A 22,962-nucleotide genomic window follows, 5' to 3' on the forward strand; every position below is an offset into this window, starting at 1 on the left:
AGCGTCTCTTTAACAGATGCGCCGCCACTCATCATATCCTGAATCATGGTTACCCATAGATTCAGAACTCAACATAAAATGCAACTGTAGTGCTAACAATGAGAGCCATAATTATCTCCTAGTAGTACTGTTCAAAGTCAAGAACGTAAGCATCGTCATCTCTGAATTCGAAGGTAATACACCAAGGACCGTTTACATGAACTGCATAACGGGTTGATATATATTTCAGGGCATGAAAATCGAACCCAGATAGGTTCATGTCATCCGCGCTTGTAGACGCATCAAGAACATCCAGCCGACGCAGGATCCGACTATGAAACCGGGTATCGATCTTCGACCTCCCTATTTCCCGTAGAGCCTTGAGCGGTTTGTTTACGAAGGTCTTGATCCGTTTTGGCATCATTCATTTGTGGTGAAGCCTCTGGGCAAGGCAGCTACATGTTTCTTACACCTCACAAATAGAGAATTTCTATAAGATAAATTTAGAAATTATTTATACGGAAATATCCAATTCAGCGCTTAACGACTGAAAAATATTGCTAAACTTAGGCTTATTATTCACAGAAAGTCCAGATATGTGCTATACAATTACTGCGGCTCTGTTCGCGGAATCTTAAATTAGAAATTATGCATTGAAGGTTTGCTTATGAAAAATGTTACCGTGGCTGGATGCTTGACGGCTATTCTGGCCCTGTCTGCCTGTGCTTCAAGCGGGAATGAATCCATCAAGAACGAAACTGGGACGACTATCGACCAGAAAATTCAGGACGGCGTCACAACCAAAGATCAGGTTCGTGCTCAATTTGGTGATCCGATGGATACCAGCTTCACTGATAGTGGGCATGAAGTTTGGAAATACGCTTTCACCAAATCCAAGGAGGACGGCACAAACTTTATCCCTTACTACGGCATATTCTCATCTGGTTCCCACGGATCTGAGAAGCAGCTTTCCATAATTTTCAATGGGAATACGGTCTGGCACCATTCCTTGTCGAATTCCGCAGTGACATCGCACGGAGGCATCAGCGGTTAATCGCAGGAATAAAAAATCTAGCCTGACGACATCAGGCTGGATCCCACTTTCAAAAATATAAGACTATCCGGCATACGAGGTTGATAGCTCGGAAAGTTTCGGTCTGTTCGACTGAGTGATTGATACTCCATTGGGCATGCTCGTAATCCGGCCGGCCGGACTGCTCTACAGGGTCGGCAGATTTTACAATTGATACGTCATATGCCCCTCTGGACGGCACCCAGCGGGTGGGGCTAATCCATACGGAGCATATGGTTGTAGAACGACTGGGCAACCTTGGGTGGTTTTAGTGACCGACTGGAGCCGGTGTGGAGTGTGTGACTTTTACAAAGGCGCGTTAAAGGTGATTGCTGTCGGAACGGCAAGATAAGCGCGGATAATCCTCTTTAGGTCGGTGCCGGGCTGTCTACTTCAGTCCACCGCCTCGGTCGTGAAAAGCTGACGGAACGAACGATTGAGATGGTCCTTCAACTCACGCCGGACACCGAGACTGTCGCAGTAACACTCCGTGCCGCAGGCCTGCGCTTTTCCCGCAAAGGCTGAGGCCGTCAGGCAGGTGATCGGTGCGTCAGTAAAGCGATCACTCTTCATCAGAATCTCATCATTCCATACGCTGAGAAAATTCTCATTCAAAATCTACTCTTTTTATGGGGGGATTACCCTACCCATGCTCCTGAATGTTTTGTCATAGCAATGCGAAGAGTGAATAACGATTTTCCGGCAACCAATACCGTTCAACGTCACGCCCGCCGAGACCGAATAACATTTTTACGTTGCTATAGACCAAATCCTCTTGGCCGCGTAGTTTGTGAAACCCGGTCCCCACTCATTCTGGGACTGTTTACATCGCGTAATTCAGCATAAACTGTTCAGGGTTCAAGACATTGTCGCCACGCCTTCTGCTTTCTTCCCTGAGCCTTGTTGCCCTTCCGGCTCTGTACCTCGCGCCATGCAGTCGGGCGGCCTCCGCTGAGTCCGCGCCTTTCGCGTTCCAGCGCACCTCTCTCGATGCAACAGGTGAACACCCTGAAATCTGCCTGCATTTCAATCAGAACCTGAACGCACGGGAAACAGCAACGCTGGCCCATTCGGTCCATCTCTCACCAGAAAGCGCCTTCACGCCGCGTGTTGAGAATGACACATTCTGCCTTGGCAAGCTTGCCTTCGGGCAAAGTTACACAATGAAGGTCGACCCGGATTTTACTTCAGCCGATGGCGAGTATCTCGCCGCCCCCCTCACGCTCAGCGCCCGTTTTGGGCGTCGTGATGCGCGCGTTGGGCTGACAGGAGATGGCTTTATCCTACCCGGACGCACGACCGGGCACACGCCTGCCCTCGCTATTGAAACTGTTAACGTCTCCACGGTTCGTCTCCACGTCTTTCGGGTCGCTGCATATCAGCAATTTCCCGGCACAGATCATATCGACAACACACTTCCTGATCTGAACCAGACCAGTTTTGACTTTTATACGTTCCAGAACCTGCTGGACACGACCATGCGTGAAATCTGGCATGGCACCATGGCTATCGATCATGCTCCAGACCAATCTGTGACAACTGGCTTCCCGCTGGCAGAAACAATTGGCGCAGGACAGAACGGACTTTATCTGGTGACGGTTGAAGACGCCGCTACGCCGCCCGAAAAAAGCCCCGTGGAAACCGCACTGAAACGTGGGAACACCAACTCCGATCTTCTGCAAAGCAGGCCTATTGCTGCCCACTGGGTTAATCTGAGCGACCTTGGCCTGACCATGCTGCGGGGTGAAGACGGGCTGACAGTCAGTGCCCGTTCCCTGATGAGCGGGCAGCCTACTCCTGATGTCACGCTGACACTGCGCGCCCGTGATGGCGGCACTCTGGCAACAGTCACAACGGATGCGAGTGGCCTCGGGCATTTTGATGCCCCCCTGCTCCGTGGTACCATGGCAGACCGCTCCTCGGTCCTGCTGGCCAGCAAGGGAGAGGATTTCGGCTTTCTGCATCTTGACCGGCAATGGTTCGATTTTTCAGAACAGCATCTTGAAGGAGCAGTCAGCCCTTTTCAGGGAAACAGTCGCGCACTCGTGCAGCCTGACCGCGGGATCTATCGTCCCGGTGAGAGCGTGCATCTCCTCACTCTTCTACGTGACCGGGTAGGACAGGCTATTCCAGACGCGCACCCGGTTCTTGTTCTGTACCGTCCCGATATGATGGAAGAACGGCGCATTCCGCTTACAGGTGCGGCAGAGGGCGGCTACGCTACCACCCTGCCCCTGAGCGCCAGCGCTCCCACGGGCCTGTGGCGTGCCGATATTCTGCTCGATCCTTCCCTGCCTGCCATCGGTTCGGCCCGTTTCAGCGTTCAGGATTTCGTACCACCCAGTATCGAAGCCAGCTTCAAGCCACCTTCCTCCGCAATCGCCGAACAGACCGTTGTGATTGATGCCTCGGTACGTTTTCTCTACGGCGCGCCCGGTGCAAACCTTAAAAGTGACAGTTCCTACAAACTTGTTCCCGCGACCGATCCAATCCCTGACCACACAGGCTGGGCTTTCGGGTTTGAGAACGAAGAGCCACCATCAGACAGCGGCGACATCAGCGCGGATCCAACCGATCAAGAAGGCCATACGCAACTGACCTTCACCCCGGATATTCCTCAGGACCTTACCCGGCCGCTCGCCCTTGATGTGCGTGCCGGTTTTCTTGACCCCATGGGGCGGCGCGTGGGAGAGCACTTTACAATTCCCGTCCGCCGCACCGCACCGCTGATCGGCCTCCATGTCGCGACCGATGCCTCCGCCAGCATGGGCAGTGCTGTTATCCCCATCGATCTTGCAGGTTTCGCACCTGACAACAGTCCGGTTGCCATCGGCAAAATTCACTGGACCCTGTCACGCGTCAACCATATCTATAACTGGTCCCACACGTCCGACAACGGCTGGACCTTCAGCAGCCACACCGTGGACGTGCCCATGCGCTCGGGCGATCTTGTAACAGATGCCAAAGGCACAGCACGGATTACCCCAACACTGGACTGGGGTGAATATCGCCTGAGTGCCGTCCCGAGCGAAAGTGGCGGCGTAACAGGCAGTTCACTCCGCTTTCAGGTCGGCTGGGGTGGTAGCGGTGATGCCAGCACACCGGACCATCTGCCGCTCAGCGTGCGCGATACCCATATCATGTCAGGCGGTAGTACGGTCATCCACATTGGTGGCGGTTTTGCCGGGCAGGCCCAGATAACGCTTGCAACAGACCGTGTGCTGAACACACGCTTTGTGGATGTTCCGAAAGAAGGGCTGGACGTGCCCGTAACCGCCACACCGGACTGGCATTCCGGCGCCTATGCACTGGTCACACTCTATCGCCCCCTCAACAGCCCCTCCGGCCTGCGCCCGCATGACCCCGTGCGGGCGGTTGGTGTCACATGGATTGGTGTCAATCAGGACACACATCGGCTGAACGTAGCGCTGGATGTGCCCGGCACGGTCACGCCGCGCCGTCGCGTCACCATTCCCGTGACAGTGCAGGCCAGTCAGGGTCTCCCGGTAGGGCAGGTGCAGGTCGCGGTGTCCGCGGTCGATCAGGGTATTCTCAACCTCACGCATTTCACGCCGCTCAACCTGTTTGATGCCCTTTACGGTCGCCCCCGTCTTGGACTGGACATGCTGGACAACTACGGGTCCCTTCTGCTCAGTGATGCGAAAAATGGCCAGATCCGCTCTGGGGGGGATGCAGCGTCAAACGGCAGCGGCGCGGACGGCCCGCCCGTGCGGACAACGGAAAGCGTCGCACTGTTCGATGGTCCGGTCGCACTCGACAGCACCGGGCACGGCACGCTCTCGTTCGATGTGCCGGATTTTGACGGCCAGCTTCACCTGATGGCCTCAGCCTGGAGCAAAGATGCCGTTGGCAACGCACAGGCAGACATCACTACACGAGACCCGGTTTTTCCCGACCTGGGATTGCCACGATTCCTCGCCCCAGGGGATACGGCACAGGCACAGGTCTCCATCATCAATGTTGATGCGCCATCAGCTCCTTACGAGATCCAGATCACCACGGATGGGCCGCTCCGTGTTCTTGGCTCCGGCACACTCAGCGCCCCTGTCAAACCCGGTGAGCGCGCTGACCTGCGTGTTGCGCTGGCTGCCACCCCCACCCTGCCGGACCGTACCGCCATTGCGCATGTCCATCTTACATTACGTCGATCCGGCTCATCAAAAGCGCTGCTGACGCGAAGCTGGCCCATCGGCATCCGGCTGGCGCATGTTCCGCTGACCGTCAGCCGGACTGCACCGCTCCCACCCGGTGGCCACAAGACATGGGACCGCACGGAACTGGCGGGCTTCAACCCGGCAGACGCGCGGATAACCCTCAACATCTCCGCATCGGACGGTCTTGATACGGTCGGGTTGCAAGAATCCCTGCAATCCAGCGTCTGGGGGGATTCTGATACACTGGCGGCTCAGGCTCGTGCGCTGCTGCAACAAGGCAACCCGGCCTCCTCCGAGACTCACGACCACAGCGACACTCCGGGTAAATCCATCCAGTCAGCCATCAATACGCTTTTTGATCGCCAGAACCCGTCAGGTGAGATTGGCCAGTGGGACCGCTCAGATGGCCTCAGCCTCCCTGATGATCTGGACTATCTTGCCGATTTCCTGATCCGGGCAAAAGCCGCTGGCTACACCGTGCCGGAGGACCGGCTCGGCCTGCTGCTCGACCATATTGAAAGCGAGCAGCTCCAGTCTCAAGGCGTCGATGATGATGATAGTGAAAGGCAGGCAGAACAGCTGAATACTCGCGCTTACGCGGCGTACGTGCTGGCCCGTGCTGGTCGCCTCCACCCTGATGCAATCCATACGCTCGCGGCCTCGCTCGTCGCGCGGCAGGATGGTACCCGTGTCAGCTATGTCTGGGCTGACACGGCTGGCTCCAATGCACAGGCCAATCCTCTGGCCCTTGGGCATCTCGCTGTCGCACTCGCAATGGATGATGCACCGAAGGACAACAGCGCGACATCGCCAGAAGCACTGCTGGACGCAGCCATCGCGGCACTCGGGCCGCCCCGCATCGGAAAGCCGGATCTGTGGGATTACAGATACTGGACCTACGTGCGCGATCTGGCCGGGCTTGCTGCCCTGACCGCCGAAGCGCATGACGACCGGCGCACCCACCTGCTCATCGAGCGGTTTGGCAAGCTGATTCTATCGCCTGATACGCTGACAACCGCAACCAGAACGGCCCTGCTCGAAGCCGCCAGCGCTCTGAACAAGGATACTGAGGGACGGAGTGTGCGTGTGCAGGGGCGCCCTAACGCCACACCGCTGCGCCTGCCGCTTGCCTATCCGTTTGAGTCCGCTGCACTCGGAAAAGGTCTTCAGGTTGAAAATACCGGCAGGAAGATGCTGTTCAGCACCCTGACCGTGCAGGGTGAGCCAGCCGGGAATGTCAAACCTCTCACCAACGGACTGACACTGGCCATGCAGGGCTTTACCCTGACTGGCCAGCCATTTGACCTGACACACATGCAACAGAATGACCGGTTTATCGTCAGTCTCAAAGGCACGGCCCTCCATCCCGGTCATTATCTGGTGGGCATCACCAGCCTGCTTCCTGCCGGATGGGAAATCGAGAGCATTGTGTCTCCTGGGGATGCCGCACCTGACGACCATGACAGGGACAACGACGACCATGACGGGGACAACACTGAAAACGACAGCACAAAGCCCCCTTACGCTTTTCTGGGCACACTCAGTAGCACCGAACATGCGGCCGCGCTGGATGATCGGTTCAACGCTTCGGTAAGCTTCACAACGCAGTCTCCAGACCTTGCAGCGCGGAGTTTCCATGTCGCCTACATCGTCCGCGCCATTACGCCGGGCCACTTCACTCTGCCTGAAGCGATGGTCAGCGCACGGAGTCTTCCGAGCCTGATGGCGCGCACGGCATCAGGGACTGTCGAGATCACCGCACATTGAGGGCTTCCCGCCGCCTCGTCAGAAACTGTACACTCGGCCTGCTGCTCACCAGCCTCATTCCGGCTGGTCTGCTGGTGGCCGACCATTTTAATCCGCCAGACCTGCATCGGGCCGGGCAAGCCGCCCTTCTTGTTCAAGCCCGCGACCATACACTGCTTGACGGCCATACAAGCCGCGATGGCTTCTGGCGTATGCCGGTTGAAAGCCAGGATGTTGACCCGACCTACATAAAACTTCTGATGGTAACGGAAGACCACCGTTTTGAAAGCCACCCGGGCGTTGACCCGCAAGCCCTTGCGCGTGCCATCTGGCAACTGGCCCGGCGTGGTCATATTGTCTCGGGTGGTTCCACGCTGGCCATGCAGACAAGCCGCCTCCTTACTCCGCACCGTCATACATGGGGCGGCAAGCTGCGCGATATCCTGCGCGCCCTTCAGCTTGAATGGCGTTTCGGGCGTCGGGGTGTATTGAACCTTTACCTCACGCTGGCTCCTGAAGGCACGAATATCGAAGGCATCCGTGCGGCATCCCTGCTCTATTTCGGACATGAGCCCAGCCATCTGACACCCACCGAGGCCGCGTTTCTTGTGACTTTACCCCGGCGGCCCGCCGCACTCCGCCCGGACCGCCACCCTGACGCCCTGCTGAACGCTGCACACCGCACACTACAACGCGCCACTTCATTACAGCCTGTTGCATGGCCAACACCAGACACACGCGGCGTACCGCATGACGCCCCTGAACTCGCTGGTCATTTTCTTAGCGCAGGGCGCAACGGCGTGGTGGTGACAACGCTTGATGCAAGGCTCCAGCGCAACGCACGGCAGGTGCTTGCCAGCCACCCTGCCCCGCTGCGTGGAACCTTTGCTGCACTGATTGTCGACCATGAACGGCAGATCGTTGCATGGGTCGGAGGAGCCGAGCATAAGGCTCCGGGCAATGCAATAGATGCTGTTTTGGCGCCCCGCTCCCCCGGCTCCGCACTCAAGCCGTTTGTCTATGGCATGGCGTTCGAAAAAGGCTGGATGACACCCCACACACGTGTGCGCGATAGCCGACTTGCCATTAGCGGCTATGCCCCCAGGGATTTTGACCATGCTTTCCGGGGTGAAACCACCGTGAGTGAAGCCCTTCAGCTTTCACTCAATGTGCCTGCCATTCAGGCGCTGGAGCGGGTTGGCCCCTCCCGGTTCATGGACCGCCTCTCCGCCTGCGGTGTGCGGTTGCGACTGCCAGAAAACCCGGATGGCACACAAAGCGCACCGAGCCTTGCGATCGTTCTCGGGGGAGCAGGCATCTCACTCCATGACCTGACAATGCTGTATGCGGCACTCGACCATAATGGTCACGTCGCCCCCCTACGCCGTGAACCAACAGACCTGAAATCGGCAGGCCCTGCATCCGAGACAGTCCTGCTGTCCAGCAGAGCAAATGCCGATATTCGTACAATCCTGCGCGGCACCGCTCCACCAGCTGGCGTCCCATCATGGGAGGGAATTGCCTTCAAGACAGGCACATCCTACGGCAATCGTGACGGATGGGCGATGGCCTCCACCCCACAGGCAACAGTCGGTGTCTGGGCCGGACGCCCGGATGGCACTGCCTCTCCCGGGCTGACAGGACGGGATACGGCAGGACCAGTGCTGGCAGTTCTTCTCTCTCTGCTTTCTTCACCCCTGCATACATCAGCCCCGCCAGCCAGTGCTCAACTTCATCGTGCTGTTGCAGTCCTGTCACCTGCTCTGCGTACCCTGCAACAACAGCAGGCACCGCAGATCATCTTTCCGCGCAATCATTCCGAAATTGAAAGCCGCTCTTCCGGGGGCACGATGCTTCCCGTCGGGTTGGAAGGCTCTGGTGGCCATCCGCCCTATCATTGGTATATCAATGGCATTCCGCTGGAGGTGCCGCCCGGTGCGCAACCGTCCTGGACGCCCGATGCACCCGGCTTTGCTCACATCACTCTTGCGGACGCGCAAAACGCCCATGCGACTATTGATATTCGTGTGCGGTAAAATGAAATCCTCTTGCACTTTCAATTCATTTTATAACCAGTTTTCCATTTTTCAGCCAATCCGCCTGATGTGGGCTAACATCGCTCACTACAATGTCGCAGGTTTCAGAGCGGTCTGATTTGCGGACGCGAATAACGAAAACTATTGCCGACCGTCCGCCTGCGGGAAACTCGAACGGCCCAGCGTATGACCGAGATGTAGGCGAACGCAGCCTGTCTGCTCTCTTATCATTGAGCAGACAGGCCGCTTAGGGAGCAAATGGAATGTCGGCTTTCGATTGATGAAATTCGCAAGCAGACGTCGCTATTTATCTTAAGATGCGGTGCATGCTTTCAGAGCATCCATGGTTCTCTTCCGGTCTTGCAATGGTAAAGGCAAAATTGGACGGGGAGGCTGGGCGGACGACAATTCCAGAAGATTGATGGCAGCATAAGCAACACGCAGGCTTCCAAATTTCCGAAAAAGTGTCCACATCGGCTCCAGCATCTGCTGATACTGGTTTACGGTACAGGCATCGCCCTCCTGTGCGGCTGTCACCATCGCTTTGGCCAGCTTTGGCAGGAAACCGCCCAGAACGCTAAACCAGCCATCACTTCCGGCAAGCAGGGCTTCCGCCGCAATCCAGTCTCCACTGTAGCCTATAGCGAGTTTTCCAATCGGGCTGGATCGTAGTGCGGCCAGTTCCTGCGCGATCGTGCCTTCTGCCGGAGCGGGCATTTTGACAGCAGCGATGTTGGGAACGTCCGCCAGCCGTTCAAGCAGTTCACGACTGAAACTGAAATGGGTTGTACTGGGATTGTTGTAGATGCAGAGCGGCAGAGACGTAACCTCGGCTACAGCCTTGTAATGCTGATAGGCTTCTTCCTGCGTCAGTGGCGTGTAGGATACAGGCGCCATCAGCAGACCGTCGGCACCTTCGGCCGCGGCATCGCGTGCAAGGCTCTGGGCATCGTCGGTGCGCAGCGTGCCGATCCCCACGATCAGCGGCGTTTTCCCTCCGACCGTTTTGACGGCTGCGCGAATGGCGCGGCACCGCTCGGTGCGACTCAGATAAGCATAGGTTCCGGTGCTGCCTAACAGGCCAATGGAGTCCACACCGTTGCTGGATAGATGTGATGTCAGGCGCATGACACCCTCCATATCCACCACACCATGTTCGTTGGCGGGCGTAATGGGGAAAGCGGACAGACCGTGAAAGATCGACATTGTTAGACCTTGTTACCGGATGGAACATTGACGCCCATTGACTTCAGGTAGCGCTTGACGTTGCGGGCTGCCTGCCGGATGCGTTGTTCGTTTTCCACCAGAGCAATCCGGACGCCTTGACCATTTGCACCATATCTGACGCCTGCGGCAACGGCTATTTTGGCGTGAGTCAGAAGCTGTTTTGAGAATTCCAGACTAACGGGATGGGCCAGTGTAAGTGGAAGGGAAACTCAGGCGAACATGGAGGCATTGGGGGCAGTGACCCTGCCCCGAACGTGCCCTCAGTTTTGAGTTAGGGCCTGATGGCGTTGTGGTCAGCCCACCATGCGTCGATGACTGAACGGACGTGACAGAGATTGCGGAACAGATGCTCATTGAAGCATTCGTCATGGAATCTGCCGTTGAAACTCTCGACGAACCCGTTCTGGTATAGCTTACCCGGCGCGATGTAATGCCACAGCACCGGGCATTACTCCTGCCAGATCAGCGAACCATTATACCAAATGATGGTCTCCTCCGTATCGACTTACTATCCGCATGGAAGCCTGATTGGCTCAGCCATTACGTGACTCATAAAAATGTAAGCCATGTTTTACCCACTTCACGAAACAATCCGGCGAACAGTGTTCGCTCGGCATGTCCTTCGGCGCATAAATCAACCCATTACGCACTGATAACACGATGGATCGTTGACTTGCTGACCTTGAACAAAAGAGCGACTGCCCGCAGAGACATCCCTTCATCAAGCAGGCGCCGCACATGTATTTTCTGAAGTTTTGACAGAGAACAGGGACGTCCCAGTTTTCTCCCGGCAGCTCTTACCGCGTCCAGCCCAGCACGTGTCCTTTCCCTGATCAGTTCACGTTCAAATTCCGCTATAGCCATCAGGATCGTCAAAAACATTCTTCCATTGGCCGTCCCGGTTTCCGCTCCGACGTTGAGAATGCGCACACGGATACCTTGCGCATCCAGCTCACGCAGAAGGGCCAATACGTCCATCGTATCACGCCCCAATCTATCAAGACGGGCGACAACAAGACTATCTCCCTGCCCCAGACGCCCCAGTAAGGTGGACAACTCAAGCCGAGCACGCGCGGGCACGGCTCCTGACACGACCTCAGTAATAATCGTTTCTATACCCTCACGCTGTAACGCAAGAATCTGAGGCTCATTAACCTGATCCTCCGTTGAGACCCTCGCATATCCATACCGCGCCACGCCCATTACCCCTCAGCATCCCATCTGACATCTGATCGACGCAGAATGTCACTCTCTAGAACACCTCCTTATCGCGCCAAAACGCAATTGCAAACATATTTGGTTCCATATTGCCTTATTTATGTATATCTACGAACAATTTTTCGGTGTCAGATGCCCAAGTTCATTTGACAACCAACATGGGAACTGCAATTTTAGCGCAACATGGAAGTGCAGACGCAAACACGTCCCGCAACCGACAAGGATGACCGAAATGTCCATTCTGCTGGCTTCACAATGCAGAGCCGCGCGCGCCATGCTTGGACTCTCCCAAAAGGAGCTTGCTCAAAAAGCCGAGGTTGGCTCCAGAACACTGGCTGATTTTGAAACGGGAACACGATCGCCACACCCTCGTACCCTGAAGGCGATCCGCGAGACTCTCTGCTCGCTCGGGATTGTTTTTCTGGATGCTGAAGGTGGCCTTGGTCCTGGTCTGCGCCTGGATTGCGAAAAGTCATTCACAACCATTTTCCCACCAGGCATGGAACTGGCAACACTATTCACCCCAGAAGAGTAAATACCATCTACGCGACCGAACCGTAGTTATGACAGTAACAAAATCAGGCAGCCTCTTGTAAAGAGGAATACCTCGCTCTGTATTCCGCCAAAGAAGGCCGGAAATCAAAACCCTCTTACGACTGGCATGTGTATAAAAAACACCATCTGATCAAAAACATGTTCGCAACACTGAAAGACTGGCGGCGTATTGTCACCAGATATGACCGCCGCGCTCATACATGCATGTCCATAATCCACATCGCGGCAGACTTTTATTCTATCTCAAAGAATGAATTCTGAGCTTAAACCCCCGCAATAATGAACGACAGCCCTATAAGCGCGTTAACTCCTTAAAGGGTCTGATTATGCCGTCAGGGGCAACGCTGACGGCACCATTCATCCACCACCATCACAGCAAGAATTCTCTGACCCTTTTTCTGCCGTGGACGAAACGTGACCTCGTTTCCATAAAATTGCACATTTCTGGCTGGCAGCCTGATCGTGACAAAGGAAAATAGGCTGCACAAAAACTTTCAGGGCGTCCGGAAACACTAGTTTTTGCGACACTTCGAAGCCTAGCCGTGAATGGTTATCAGAAGGTTAATGGAAAGAAAATATTTTCAGCCTGAAAAAAAATTAAGTTCCTCTTTATGATGTTTCTTTTCCTTCTTCTTTTCATGCGGAAACAAAGTGAAACTCTAAGCTCTCTCAATAGAGCGATACACAGTTGCCCTACTAACGTTATAACGCCTGGCAATATCAGACACTCTTTCCCCATATTTAATAGAATTTCGGATATCTTTACAGGCTTGAGGAGACAATGCCCGTTTACGACCAACTTGAATTCCACGGTTTCTAGCTGCCTGTAGACCTGATTTTACACGTTCCACTATCGTTTCACGTTCCAATTCCGCCACGGCACCCAGAATGGTCATCAAAAAACCACCCAAGGCACCACCAGTATCTATGCCATCACTTATAGAGCGGATTGTCACACTTTTTGATTTAAGAATTTCTGCCAATTCTAAAAGATTTCGTACCGATCTCCCTAGTCTATCAAGCTTCCAAACTATAATTACGTCTCCAGATTGAACTTTTTCAAGCATTGCGTTCAAACCTGGACGATTTTTTTCTTTCCCAGATACCCTATCTTCAAAAATATTCGATAAATTTACTCCAGAATTTATCAATGCTTCAATTTGAGAAGATGTTGTCTGAACAAAAACCCCTTCCTCATCCTTTCTCGAGGTGGAAACACGCGCATATCCATAAAGCATCTCGTGACAACCTTTTACGACAATACACAAACGATTTTCTGCCGTTGGCCGAAGTGTTTCGAAACCTAGAGGTTAGGTTCGAAAATGTCACTCTCGATCAACAACAACTCGTCGTCTCTGGTCGCTCTTGAAGCACTTAATGCTACGCAGACGGAATTGAGCAAAACAGAAAACACAGTTTCTACCGGTAAAAAAGTTGATAACGCTGCCGACAGCCCGGCTATTTACTCTATTGCCGCACAAATGAACGGCAATTTACAGGGTATGACTGCCGTATCTGATTCTCTTTCTCTTGGTGCTCAGGTCGTTGCCACCGCCAATACTGCTGGCAATAAAATTGTATCTTCTCTGCAAACTTTGCAGAATACCGTCACCACAGCAGGCCAGACCGGAACTGACGCCAGCGCCATGGCTACCCAGATTCTGAGCACACTTGATAGCATTAACTCGTATGCGCGCAACGCCACGTTCTCTGGTGTCAATCTGCTGACCAGCGGGAGCGATGCTGTGAATGCTTACAATGGCACGACCTTGCAGACTCTTGCGAATGTGCAGGGACAGACACAGACTTTCAAAACAATGTCTGGCTCCAACACAACGCTCGTGGATGCTCTGGGCCTTACAAGCAACTCTGCTGCCGGTAGTAGCGCGGCAGATTCCACGCAGAGCATTTTTTCGTCTCTTAATAAAAACAATGTTGCTGAACTGCAGACAGGTAATCTGACGCCTAGTGGGATTTCGTTAGGTGACGGCACCACCGCTGGTTCAACTGTTACGATTAGCGGGAAAACTTTTGAATTTGTACAAAGTGGTGCAAGTGTTTCCACTTCGTCAAATATTGCAGTTAGCCTTGATAGCGGTTTTTCGACCAAAAATGCTCTGTCAGCTTTGGTCAGTTCCATGAATGGCGCTGGCGTCAACGCTTCTCTCAACAGCGACAATTCCATTGCCGTCTATACAGGAGGAACTGACCCAGCAACCGATGTTACTGGCACCCTTCTCAGTTCTACAATTGCTACATCTCAGACGCATACTCTTACAGGCTCAACATTTGCTGTGGGCGATGGAGCTGACGGGTCAGCTAAAGGTGATCAATTCACAATCGGTAGCACCACCTATGAACTTGTAACCAGCACTGCTCATCTGACCAACGGCAAAACAACAGGCGGACATATCGGAATTACCGTTGGTTCCACTACTCCGACTGCTAGCGATGTTGCTACGGCTCTTGCCAATGCAGGTATCACGGGTCTAACCGCCAGCGGCTCTACGTTAACCTACACAGTTCCCGGTGCGACCGCTGGCACCTTCTCTGTTACTCAGGGCAATGCTGCTTCATCTGATGCTGCGGACACTCCCGGAACTTCTGTAGCGATTAAAGCAATTACAGCCACGAACGGCTCCGCTGCCGACCAGATAGCTGTTGGGATTAAAGGGGGGGTAACAACCGCAGTTTCTGCCATTCAGTCTGCCATCACCAACATGAGTTCCGTCATGCAGAACCTTGGCAACTACAGCAACACGCTGTCTGGCCTGAGCACCTATACGTCCTCCCTCACAGATGCTGTGACAAACGGTGTGAGTGCACTGACCGATGCCGACATGGCCGCCGAAAGCGCAAAACTGACTTCCCTGCAAACCAAGCAGTCTTTGGCCATCAAGTCCCTGACGATTGCGAATGGTCAGTCTCAGAACATTCTGTCTCTCTTCCAGTAATCTAAAGGGTTATGGGCCTTGCATCAGCAAGGTCCATAATTTTTTGCAAAGCGTTGAATATGTCACTTAATTTAAACACTCTCCGCCGTGGTGATGTCGTACTGGCCAATCTAAAGGGTGCTCTTGGAACAGAGCGGAATGGAAAAGATATTGTCTGCCTCATAGTACAGAATGATGTGGGAAACAAATTTTCTCCCATGACAATCATTGTCCCATTGACCGATCATAACCAGAATAAAAACCTACCAATACAAGTACCTGTCACATCAAAAGAGCGAGGGAACAATGGTCATGACTCAGTAATTGAGTGTGGACAGATTAGAACTATCGACAAAAACCGTATATCTGTCGTGATCTCCAGATTGCCAGAACACGTTATGGAAAAAGTAGATCAGGCAATTAAAGTAAGCCTTGCCCTTAGTTAATTTTAGCATGTGTCGCCAGTTAAGACGGACAATGATTGCAACTCACTGAACGTTAGCATCGTATCCGTCTATTTCCCCATAAAATGGGGGACACCCTGCATAGCTCACCAGACAGTACACTCCTTATCTGCCACATTCAGGACTGAACGGACGACAGAGCGTAGAAAACCCATCGCATTTTAAACAAGATCAATGAAAGACCAGAAAACCTCAAGCCTGCACACCAAACATCTTCCCGATGCCAGCAGTTACAATCATTGCCACAATGCCCCAGAACAGAATCCGCATTGCCGGACGCCAAGGAGAAGCACCACCAGCGCGTGCCCCGACAATCCCGAGCACAGCAAGGCTTATCAGGGATACGGCTGATACAGTCCACGAGACCACGTTTGCTGGAGACATCAACGCAGCCAGCACAGGCAGTATGGCGCCGGATGAGAACGCACCTGCGGATGCAAAAGCAGCCTGCACCGGACGCGCGGCTGTTGCTTCAAAAATGCCAAGTTCATCCCGCGCGTGAGATCCCAGTGCATCGTGCTTCATCAACTGGAGGGCAACCTCGTGCGCCAGAGCATCATCCAACCCGCGCTGGCGGTATATGCTGGCCAGTTCATTGACTTCGGCATCCCAACTGTTACTAAGCTCTTTTTTCTCACGGTTCAGGTCTGCTTTTTCTGAATCTGCCTGTGAACTGACGGATACATATTCTCCAGCCGCCATAGACATGGCTCCGGCCACAAGGCTGGAAATTCCAGCCAGCAGAATGCTTGCCTGTGTTGCATGAGCGCTGGCAACGCCAATAATCAGGCTGGATGTTGACAGGATCCCGTCATTAGCCCCCAGAACCGTGGCACGTAACCACCCTAGTCGGGATGTTACGTGGTTTTCCTTGGTGTATGCCGGTATATTACTTTCTGTATGCATCGGAATGATCCTCTGTCACAAGCATTCTTTGAAAAACATTATCTTTGAGAATAAAGTCATGAAAACATGCGGCCAGCACATGACCTGTAGCCAGCACGATAATCAGTCAATCATTTCATTGTTACAACCCGTGTAACCAGTTCATGGTTGATGCGGAAAATTTACCAAAAGGTGGCCTGATCTGACAGGGCAGGAAACTCATGGATTACCCATTACCCCGCCGCCACAAATAACCAAGCTGGATTTCCAGCAAGACCCGTCCATACAGGCCATATGCCACACTCCCCGCCAGCATGGCATCAAACGGCACGAATACGCTCCCCCACCCCAGACGCCACAACAGCCGAGCGGGGAACAGAACGCCCCAAACTATTCCTGCTGTCAGAGGCATGACTACTATTTGATGGTGCAGCGGATTCTGAAACAACCTCCCTACCGTCGCGGTTGCAAACAACACCATGATAATGACTGCACACCCCAATGAAAAATTGTTGGTTTATCATAGCGCGTTGCAGAAATACTGGATTTGTCTTTCATCCCGTTAATCCTATCATGCAAATATGACACGAACCTGAACAAAGTGCCGTCAACACGGTTAAGTGCGCGGAACCAAAAAAACAGAACTGCGCAAGTCAGAACAATACTAACGTCAGGGATCTGGCCCTCGATCAGCCCTGACTGCTCGTCGATGGAATCAGTATCCTGAATCATCAAATGCACATTTACCAGTCATCCTTCCATGGTACGACAGGGCAATGAGACAGTCAGTTAATCTCTTTGAGTTCTTTCATCCGCATGGGCGAAATAAACGGTAATGTTCTCCTGTTGTGCAATCTGCTCACCAGCAATGATTACCATCATGATACCGGCTATCACCATGGCTGCATGACCAATATAGTGGAACAGGCGGTCATGCAGATAAGGCAGAAGGTACTTCATGCCCATGGAAGACAGGATTGCGGCCATTGCCACGACAAGCCCCGCAACAGTTGCATGGGCACTGAGCAGGCCCAATGCAGCGTAAAGAATGATTTTGAGCAGATGTAGCAGGATTTCGTTGGCTGCGCGGGTTGCTATAATTTCCTCCTTCCGCAGACCCAGCCGGTAATAGAACCCGTTAAAAACCAGACCAACGGCTCCCGTAAAACCGGATATGAAGCCAGCCGCAGCCCCCGGCATATGCAGTTTTGCAACAGGAACTGTCGCAACAGCGCGGCTGGGCATGGGTTTACGAAAAAGAAGCGGTAGGTTCCCCATAAGGAACAGGCCCAGAAGGAGGGAAAGATAAGCCGGGTTCATACAGCTCAGAGCCCAGACGCCTAGTCCTGCAAACGGTAATGCCGTGGGGGCAAAATGGCGGACAATGTCCCACCGGATTGCATGCCTGAAGGTAAGAATGCGCGCTGCGGAACTGGCGGCTGTGCCGATCGACAGGGTTGCAGGCACTTGGTTACCCGGCAATACCAACCCCAGTAGGGGCATCAGAATAAGTCCTGCCCCACCGCCGGATACAGCGCTCAGGCCAAATGCTGCGATTGATGCAACCAGAATAAGGAGCCAGAGGAGCATTCGTTATCAGACCCCGGATGTTGGTTCCTGCATATTGGGAGCACTGCATGCAATTGCGTCTCAAAATGTAGGTTGGGCACCACATCTGGCTCAGGCTTCTGGCGGTGTCAGCTTACAATCCCCCAATCTTCCGCCAAAGTGCGGTTGGAATAAGGAAGTCATATAATAACATCCACGATAAATTATGATTTCTTAATGAGTTTTTATAGGTAGTGAGATCATGCAGCGTAAACCGGGTTTATGATCGCACAAGGTAATTGTACCTGCATGCAGTTGTATGATCGCCTTGACCATACTGAGCCCAAGTCCATTGCCATCATGCGTGCGGCTTGTATCCAGCCGGACAAAACGATCAAAAACCCGAAGCATGGCCTCGTCCGGAATACCGGGTCCGTTATCGGTTATTTCTATGTGGATATTGTTGCCCATTACCTTAATGGCCACGGTAATGGTGGTCTGGCTGGGGGTGTGCCGTATGGCATTTTCAATCAGGTTGGAGAAAGCCTGCCGCAAAAGCACCGGATGCCCAATAATGACAGGGCAGGCTGGCATAGGTGGGGCGAGCAAGTGCTGTCCATGATCCTCTATGACGGAACGATAGGGTTCCAGCACGGATTCCAGCAGTTGAGCAGGGTCGAGTAGTTCCATTTCCTTGTTCCATGCGCCTGCTTCAAGCTGGGCGAGTTTGAGCAGGGAGGAAAATATTTTCAGTGCTGCATCCAGTTCCACAATCGCAAGCTCGACCTGCTCCTGCATGTTTTCGGCTGGTAAACGGGCCAGACTGGCACGTTCAAGGTTCTGGCGCATGCGGGCCAGTGGGCGGCGCATGTCGTGTGCAATGTCATTGGAAACCTGTTTTAAGCTGGCAATCAGGAATTCATTCTGATCAAGCATGGCATTGAGGCTTTCAGAGAGATGGTCAAGCTCATCATTCGTGCCACGCAGAGGAATACGGCGCGACATGTCCCCCTGCATAATGCTGCGCGCCGTTCTGTTTATGGTTTCGATCCACTTCAGGATCAGGTTGCTCAGGAAAAGACCGCCAGCCATTCCCATCAACCCGAAACCGGCAACTCCCCATAGGAGTGTAGTCCACAAGGCATGCTGTAAATGCGTCAGAGAGGAGGCATCCATGCCGACAAAGTAATAACCGCCATCATCCAGAAGGTAGCCTATGCCGTAAACAATGTTCTGATTTTCTTCCTTTGGCAGACGGTGGGACCAGGTTAGCCAGCGTTCTCCTGCTATGGGTTTCAGGTGCAGCATATTACCCGTAACAACTCCCTGACCAGGGCCTTGGAGAAGATAATGAAAGCCGGGTTCATGTTCGATCAGCCCCTGCACAACAGGCAGGAGGTGGCGCACATCTGCCGTGCCTGCATCAGCAAATGTCTCGTAGCCCTCGTTTTCTACCGCCTGAAGGATTTGCTGGCGCAGGGTGGACTGGCTGTAAAGGCCGGATGTTACGGTCATGACCGTGCCACCCAGTATAAAAAGACTGGTAAACAGCGTGACAATACGAAACGATGTTGTGGCCATGATACGCCGTGCCGCGGCACTCTGGCGTTTGAGTGATCTGTTCCCGAATATCATGGAGTATAATGACGCATTGTCGTAATCTCGCAAGGTATGAAGGTGAGGGTGTGTTCCATATCCAGTAATTGATAAATTAAAAAATTCCCAATCATGCCCGGTTTTGTATCATAGGTAGTGCCATATAGAACTGATCCTGATACCGTGAGACAGAAGAGAATGCGCTTTCAGCAAGATGCAAAACTGGTGATTGGTCTACAGTCATGACATCGGTCACACGTCCCCGCCTGCTGTTGGTTGAAGACGACCCTGTTACGACGGATTACCTGCAACAGGGGCTGGAAAAATGCGAGGTTGATGTCGTCTCCGTGACAAACGGAAATGACGGATCGCATTATGTATTCTCCCTGCCATGGGATGTCATTATTCTGGACCGGATGTTGCCGGGTCTGGATGGGCTGAGTATTCTTATGCGTATGCGCGCTCAGGGCATTATGACACCCGTGCTGTTCTTGACCACCATGGACGATGTGCCAAGCCGCGTAGCCGGTTTACGGCATGGTGCGGATGACTACATGGTTAAACCTTTTGCCTTGCCTGAACTCGTTGCGCGTGTGCAGGTTCTGCTCCGCCGAGCATCCTCTTTCCCGAATACGGCAATCCTGAATGTAGATGATGTAGAGCTGAATTTGCTGACACTGGTCGTGACCCGTAACGGAGAAAAAATTCTTCTGCAACCACAGGAGTTCAAGCTCCTTGAATATTTTATGCGTAATGTCGGCACAGTTCTTTCCCGTCAGATGTTGCTGAAAGATGTCTGACATATGGATTTTCCGGTTCGTACAAATATTGTTGAAACACATGTTTGTCGCCTGCGGGAAAAACTGGGGCAGGATGCTCCCCCTCTGCTTCATACCGTCAGAGGGAGTGGTTATGTTATGAGCGCGAACGTGGGTGATATTGTTTGATATAGGCTGAAATGCCCGTCCATCTTTCAATGAGGTTCATGATCTTGGAGCAGGAAGAGCGAGTTCTGAAACAGCCCCAATACATTCGAGGTCACGAATTGTACCATGATAATGGTTGTATAAATCCAGTGAAAAAGGATTTTGATTTTATCACAATGTATTGGAGAAAGACTGGATTTTTCGTTCATTCAGAAGAACGTATCCATTCAAACATGATGCAAAACTGAACAGACTGCCATCAACCTGCCTGTATTCGAAAGCAGAAAAACTGACAAACAAGGCCCTGAATGATGCTGACATAGCGTGGATTGAAATGAATACCCTTCAAAAAATATAATAAAATCAAAAAAATATTCTCTTTATCAGTTCCATGTATATTTTCATGAGCGAAATGGCACCCGTGCGCTGCAATTTGTATAAAAGGCGTTTGACTGTAAAATACATGCGACAATGATGCTGCATCACGCTTACTTCTTCAAACAGGTCAGGCAGGTACAAGTTCTGGTTCGATGAGATGCTTCAGGGGCGGTGTATGCCAGAGACCACGATCTATATCCGTAATTTCTCGGTCAATTTCAGCAATGACCTGTCGTGAAAAAGGACCAAGGTGCAGGTAAAGTGCGCTTATCATAATAACGTACGGCAAGGCTTTAGGATTATGCAAGGCGCAGTCCAGCAACATGCGCCAGAATGACCCGGCAGTGCCTGGTCCTGCTTGATGGATACGGGTGATAAGACGGACAAAGCTGCGCAGATCTCCTTTTATCATCCTGTGGGCGCGTTCACGCCTTAACATCCGGCCAAGCCTGCGCACGCGACCAAAATAGGCCGAAGGAGCATAGATTGTTGCCAGAACAGTCCTGTAGTCGTTTAATATATCCTGACGTGGACGATTTGTTTTAAAATTCAGACCTGCCGTGCATTGATCTCCAGACTGTGTTTGTTCGTCGCCAGAAAAAAGACGCCCTTCGGCCAATAGACGCCGTGTTAACTGGGTTGTGGGCAAGGCATACAGCAGGCCGACCATACAGACCGGGATTGATGTTTCTTCAATGCAATCAATCATACCGTGGGCAACACTGCCTTTTTCACTATCAAACCCGACAATGAACCCCGCATTAACGAAAATCCCGGCCCCGTGGATTGTTTCAATGCTTTGTTGCAGGCTGCGCCGTGTGTTCTGCTTTTTCTGCATCAGGACAAGTAAATCCGTATCCGGACTTTCTATCCCAACAAAAATGGCAAAGAAGTTGGTGTCAGACAGGCTGCGCAACAGTTCAGGATCATCAGCAAGATTGATAGATGCTTCAGTTGAAAATTCAAAGGGGAAGTTTTTCTTTTTTTGCCAGTGTTTGAGATCTGGCAAGAATGTCTTTAACGCTTTTTTGTTACCAATAAGGTTATCATCAACAAAATCCACATATCCACGATAGCCAAGCACGTACAAGGCATCAAGTTCAGCTATGACCTGCGCGTTGGTTTTGGTACGGGGAACCCGGCCATACAGTTCGATAATATCGCAGAACTCGCAGTTGAACGGGCATCCCCGCGAAAACTGAACACCAACATGCAGGTACTGGTTGAGTTTCAGCAGGTCAAAACGGGGGAGAGGGCTTTTTGTAACATCTGTTTTGCCCATTGGGGCTTTGAATGTGCCACGTCTTTCACCACGTTGCCAGGCGGTGATAAAGTCGGCCATGATCTCCTCAGCTTCGCCCAGAACCTGAAAGTTGGCAGTGCCGTAGAGAAAAGGACTGGATGTGACATCCGGACCACCGACCACCACTGGTTTACCATGAGCGCGACACATCTCGATTAGAAAGAGAGTATCGTTGCGTTGGGGCAGCATGCCGCCAGTCATCACGATATCCGCCCAGTCAAGATCCGTATCAGCCAGGTCTTCGGTATTACGGTTAACCAGCCTTACTTCCCAGTTTTTAGGAAGTAAGGCTGCAACGGTAATGAGACCGAGTGGCGCCGCCGGGTAGCGCGCGCCGGTCAGAGCACAGGTTTCCTTATAATTCCAGAATGACCCTGCGTTGAAAAGTGGAAAGATCATCAGAATCTTGCACAGACTAGTCATGCTGCAAACCGCCATTGTTGCAAGGTTGTCTGATCGTCAGTGCAGGTAAAATGCCGTTTATTTTGTAACCCAGTGATTTCACAAAAGACACCGATCCTCTGCAACAAGAACATGAAGGGATTCCCTTTGGGGTAAGTGTTGAAGTGGCGATCTGGGTGAGAAGACATGCCCGGCATGATTGATTTTATTCCAGCTCCTGTATGAGGGTCGCACGCAAACAACTGCTTATTATTTTGTGAATTATTGTATTTAATATAAGCAGTTATTGTGAAAAACTCACACACTGATCTGTTATTATTTATAATAGAATATACGACACTATTTATCAACACACAATATGTTTGCACAAAGATTGGGAATTATTAATTTAGATCACGGAAGTGAAAAAATCTCTTTTGCAATGTAGATATGTAGTGGTGTTACTGGTCCTCTGCGTGTTTGCGGGGAAAGGTCAGGAGCAGAATGATCCTGTCCTGAGCAGGCATGACTATTGGCGGC

The 22,962-nt window shown here is 52.4% G+C and carries 16 protein-coding genes and 2 pseudogenes; 7 read left to right on the forward strand and 11 right to left on the reverse strand.

Features of this window, described 5'->3' with window-relative positions:
* Positions 1-118: 118 nt before the first annotated feature.
* Positions 119-403 carry a type II toxin-antitoxin system RelE/ParE family toxin gene (locus tag HNR55_RS17255; RefSeq protein WP_198911937.1) on the reverse strand — a complete coding sequence of 95 codons (285 nt, stop codon included), beginning with the start codon at positions 401-403 and terminating at the stop codon, positions 119-121.
* Positions 404-646: 243 nt separating this feature from the next.
* Between HNR55_RS17255 and HNR55_RS05925 the strand changes: the two genes are divergently transcribed.
* Positions 647-1,033, forward strand: a complete 387-nt coding sequence (locus HNR55_RS05925; protein ID WP_184382597.1) for an outer membrane protein assembly factor BamE — start codon at positions 647-649, stop codon at positions 1,031-1,033.
* A 411-nt stretch (positions 1,034-1,444) separates the two neighbouring features.
* On the opposite strand, the gene HNR55_RS05930 is transcribed toward HNR55_RS05925, so the two are convergent.
* Positions 1,445-1,666, reverse strand: a complete 222-nt coding sequence (locus HNR55_RS05930; protein ID WP_166116971.1) for a hypothetical protein — start codon at positions 1,664-1,666, stop codon at positions 1,445-1,447.
* Between the two features lie 251 nt (positions 1,667-1,917).
* Here HNR55_RS05930 and HNR55_RS05935 point away from each other — a divergent pair, with 251 nt between their 5' ends.
* Entirely contained in the window at positions 1,918-6,993 is a 5,076-nt protein-coding gene (locus tag HNR55_RS05935; RefSeq protein WP_166116969.1) for an alpha-2-macroglobulin family protein, read from the forward strand.
* A complete protein-coding gene (gene pbpC, locus HNR55_RS05940; protein ID WP_166116967.1) occupies positions 6,990-9,008 on the forward strand; it encodes a penicillin-binding protein 1C in 2,019 nt (672 codons plus the stop codon). The genes HNR55_RS05935 and pbpC overlap by 4 nt, the downstream gene beginning before the upstream one ends.
* A 312-nt stretch (positions 9,009-9,320) precedes the next feature.
* Here pbpC and HNR55_RS05945 read toward each other — a convergent pair whose 3' ends face one another.
* The 3 genes and pseudogenes from HNR55_RS05945 to HNR55_RS05955 all read right to left on the reverse strand — a co-directional run bounded on the left by HNR55_RS05945 (position 9,321) and on the right by HNR55_RS05955 (position 11,438).
* The gene (locus HNR55_RS05945) at positions 9,321-10,214 is read right to left on the reverse strand and encodes a dihydrodipicolinate synthase family protein (protein WP_166116965.1); all 894 of its coding nucleotides are present in this window, start codon (positions 10,212-10,214) and stop codon (positions 9,321-9,323) included.
* Positions 10,215-10,509: 295 nt separating this feature from the next.
* Positions 10,510-10,677, reverse strand: a pseudogene (locus HNR55_RS05950) (integrase core domain-containing protein); the annotation flags it as partial.
* A gap of 200 nt (positions 10,678-10,877) precedes the next feature.
* Positions 10,878-11,438: a recombinase family protein gene (locus HNR55_RS05955; RefSeq protein WP_194300290.1), complete on the reverse strand. Its 561-nt coding sequence runs from the start codon at positions 11,436-11,438 to the stop codon at positions 10,878-10,880.
* Positions 11,439-11,685: 247 nt separating this feature from the next.
* Between HNR55_RS05955 and HNR55_RS05960 the strand changes: the two genes are divergently transcribed.
* Positions 11,686-11,988, forward strand: a complete 303-nt coding sequence (locus HNR55_RS05960) for a helix-turn-helix transcriptional regulator (RefSeq protein WP_166116963.1) — start codon at positions 11,686-11,688, stop codon at positions 11,986-11,988.
* Between the two features lie 679 nt (positions 11,989-12,667).
* Here the strand turns inward: HNR55_RS05960 and HNR55_RS05965 are convergent.
* A complete protein-coding gene (locus HNR55_RS05965; RefSeq protein ID WP_166116961.1) occupies positions 12,668-13,246 on the reverse strand; it encodes a recombinase family protein in 579 nt (192 codons plus the stop codon).
* A gap of 84 nt (positions 13,247-13,330) precedes the next feature.
* On the opposite strand from HNR55_RS05965, the gene HNR55_RS05970 reads away from it, so the two are divergent.
* Together HNR55_RS05970 and HNR55_RS05975 are read left to right on the forward strand one after the other, a co-directional pair.
* The gene (locus HNR55_RS05970) at positions 13,331-14,962 is read left to right on the forward strand and encodes a flagellin (protein ID WP_166116959.1); all 1,632 of its coding nucleotides are present in this window, start codon (positions 13,331-13,333) and stop codon (positions 14,960-14,962) included.
* A gap of 59 nt (positions 14,963-15,021) precedes the next feature.
* Positions 15,022-15,387, forward strand: coding sequence for a type II toxin-antitoxin system PemK/MazF family toxin (locus HNR55_RS05975; protein ID WP_166116957.1), 366 nt, complete (start codon positions 15,022-15,024; stop codon positions 15,385-15,387).
* A gap of 210 nt (positions 15,388-15,597) precedes the next feature.
* Here HNR55_RS05975 and HNR55_RS05980 read toward each other — a convergent pair whose 3' ends face one another.
* The 4 genes from HNR55_RS05980 to HNR55_RS05995 form a co-directional block, all read right to left on the reverse strand.
* The gene (locus HNR55_RS05980) at positions 15,598-16,311 is read right to left on the reverse strand and encodes a VIT1/CCC1 transporter family protein (protein WP_166116955.1); all 714 of its coding nucleotides are present in this window, start codon (positions 16,309-16,311) and stop codon (positions 15,598-15,600) included.
* A 205-nt stretch (positions 16,312-16,516) separates the two neighbouring features.
* Complete coding sequence (locus HNR55_RS16895) at positions 16,517-16,702, reverse strand: hypothetical protein (RefSeq protein WP_242005651.1); 186 nt, start codon at positions 16,700-16,702, stop codon at positions 16,517-16,519.
* 377 nt (positions 16,703-17,079) lie between these two features.
* A complete protein-coding gene (locus HNR55_RS05990; protein WP_166116954.1) occupies positions 17,080-17,880 on the reverse strand; it encodes a sulfite exporter TauE/SafE family protein in 801 nt (266 codons plus the stop codon).
* A 192-nt stretch (positions 17,881-18,072) separates the two neighbouring features.
* Positions 18,073-19,419 carry a sensor histidine kinase gene (locus tag HNR55_RS05995; RefSeq protein WP_306309601.1) on the reverse strand — a complete coding sequence of 449 codons (1,347 nt, stop codon included), beginning with the start codon at positions 19,417-19,419 and terminating at the stop codon, positions 18,073-18,075.
* A 257-nt stretch (positions 19,420-19,676) separates the two neighbouring features.
* Here HNR55_RS05995 and HNR55_RS06000 point away from each other — a divergent pair.
* Positions 19,677-20,381 (forward strand): annotated as a pseudogene (locus HNR55_RS06000) (response regulator transcription factor).
* A 484-nt stretch (positions 20,382-20,865) separates the two neighbouring features.
* Here the strand turns inward: HNR55_RS06000 and HNR55_RS06005 are convergent.
* Positions 20,866-22,464 carry a B12-binding domain-containing radical SAM protein gene (locus tag HNR55_RS06005; RefSeq protein ID WP_166116950.1) on the reverse strand — a complete coding sequence of 533 codons (1,599 nt, stop codon included), beginning with the start codon at positions 22,462-22,464 and terminating at the stop codon, positions 20,866-20,868.
* Positions 22,465-22,962 lie beyond the last annotated feature (498 nt).

It is taken from the genome of Acetobacter lovaniensis, from assembly GCF_014207635.1.
In the GTDB taxonomy this organism is placed as follows: Bacteria; Pseudomonadota; Alphaproteobacteria; order Acetobacterales; family Acetobacteraceae; genus Acetobacter; species Acetobacter lovaniensis.